Source organism: Microbacterium sp. zg.Y909 (genome assembly GCF_024626565.1).
In genome coordinates, this window is the sequence record NZ_JANJFJ010000596.1 from 1 (window position 1) to 1,812 (window position 1,812).

A 1,812-nucleotide genomic window follows, 5' to 3' on the forward strand; every position below is an offset into this window, starting at 1 on the left:
CTGGTCGACCTCGTCAACCAGTACCGCGTGAAGGGGCTCTCCGCGCACGACGCCACCATCGCCGGCGGGGCGCGACGTCTTCGTCCCATCCTGATGACCGCGCTGGCGACGATCTTCGCGCTGACCCCGATGGCGCTCGGGATCACCGGCAGCGGCGGATTCATCTCGCAGCCGCTCGCGATCGTCGTCATCGGCGGACTGATCTCGTCGACCGTGCTGACGCTGCTCGTGCTGCCGACCCTCTACAACCTCGTCGAGGGCGCCCGTGAGCGCCGCCAGTCGCGGCGGTCCGGCGCGCTCGTTCCCGCGACCGCGGGTGCCGCCGCCGTCGCTGTGCCGAAGAGTCGGCGTGACCTTCGAGAGCGTGGCGCGACGGGGTCGCTCCCGGTCGTGATTGCGAACGCGACGGGACCGGTCGGATCCGCGCCCGTCGACGCAGGTACCGAGCTTGACGACGCAACGACGGCGCCCGGAGCCGAGCCCGCCGCGGCGGATCCGACAATCGCGGATCCCGATGCTGCGGAGCCCTTCGTGACCGCCGAACCGACGGATCCGCCCACCGATGCCGCGACCGACACGGCGACCGAGGGCGCCCGGCTCTCTGCGCTCACGAAGGCCGTGCAGCCTGCCCGCGTGGGCGAGAATGCCCCCGCCGAAGCCGAAGCCGAAGCCGAAGCCGGGGCCCCGGTCGACGACGCGGACGCCGACCGCCGCTGACGTCAGTCGGCCCGGGTGATCACACCCCAGTGCAGCAGCCACTCCTCGCCCGGCTCGAGCATGCGGATTCCGGTGCCCGAGTTCAAGGCGTCGGGCGGGGCGGTCATCGGCTCGATGGCGATCGCCACGTCCTGCCCGGGGAAGCGGTCGGTCGTGAAGACCTGCAGGTAGTCGAAGCCGGGGCCGGCCCAGAGGTCGAGGCTCCTGCCGTCGGGTGCGGTGAGGACGGCGTGGGCGTTGCCGGCGCCGTCCCGCGCGACCGTGCCGTACGCGGTGTCGAGGTCGAGCTCGCCCACCGGGCGCGGCGTCCGCAGGTCGGTGGTGTCGTCCACGGGGACTTCGTCCACCGGCAGCTTCCGCTCATCGAGCAGGAAGCGGGTCGCGGCATCCAGCTGCACCGTCAGCTCGCCCGTCGGGACGCCCCCGATGCAGAAATAGGGGTGCGTGCCCAGTGCGACCGGCGCGGGCATGTCTCCCAGGTTCAGGACGCGGTGGGTGACCGCGAGGGCGCCGTCGGTCACGGTGTACGTCACCTCGGTGGCGAGGTAGAACGGGTAGCCGGTCTGCGGGTACACATCGGCCGTCAGCGTGACGGTGTGCTCGGTGTACACCGCCGGCCGGTAGCCGACGAAGCGCAGCAGCCCGTGTGAGGCGTTGCCGGTCTGCGGCTCGGTGATCGCCAGCTGTCGCGTCACTCCGTCGCGCGTCCACTTTCCGTCGCGCACGCGGTTGGGCCACGGCACCAAGACGATGCCCGCCGCTGCGGGAGTCGGCGAACGGTCGGGGTACCGTGGCACGTAGTCGAACCCATCGACGGTGAAGGCCCGTAAAGCGCCGCCGACCTGCGATATCTCCGCCGTGGTGTTGCCGTGCTGCACCGTGAACCGGCGGCCGGTCGGGTCGTAGGGGAAGTGGGTGGTCATCCCGTCATGGTAGGCCGCTGGGCACTTTCACAGGTGGCACACATATACTCGTTTGGTCGGCTTCGGACACTGCGCGTGGTGCGCGTGGATGGGTTTGTGAGTCCAAGGGGCCGATGGTGGGCGTCGATCGACGTGCATGACCACTATCGATAATGGCCCCGGCCGACGGATG

At 70.6% G+C, this 1,812-nt stretch carries 2 protein-coding genes; one reads left to right on the top strand and one right to left on the bottom strand.

Features of this window, described 5'->3' with window-relative positions; all coding sequences use genetic code 11:
* Positions 1 to 717 (top strand): efflux RND transporter permease subunit (locus NQ160_RS23240; RefSeq protein WP_257517376.1); only part of this gene is annotated, 717 nt, incomplete at its 5' end.
* A 2-nt stretch (positions 718 to 719) separates the two neighbouring features.
* Here NQ160_RS23240 and NQ160_RS23245 read toward each other — a convergent pair.
* The gene (locus NQ160_RS23245) at positions 720 to 1,640 is read right to left on the bottom strand and encodes an aldose 1-epimerase family protein (protein WP_257517377.1); all 921 of its coding nucleotides are present in this window, start codon (positions 1,638 to 1,640) and stop codon (positions 720 to 722) included.
* Positions 1,641 to 1,812 lie beyond the last annotated feature (172 nt).

Coding starts and splice junctions, on each gene's coding strand:
- NQ160_RS23245 (WP_257517377.1), bottom strand. CDS start 1,640: ATGACCACCCACTTCCCCTACGACCCGACCGGCCGCCGGTTCACGGTG.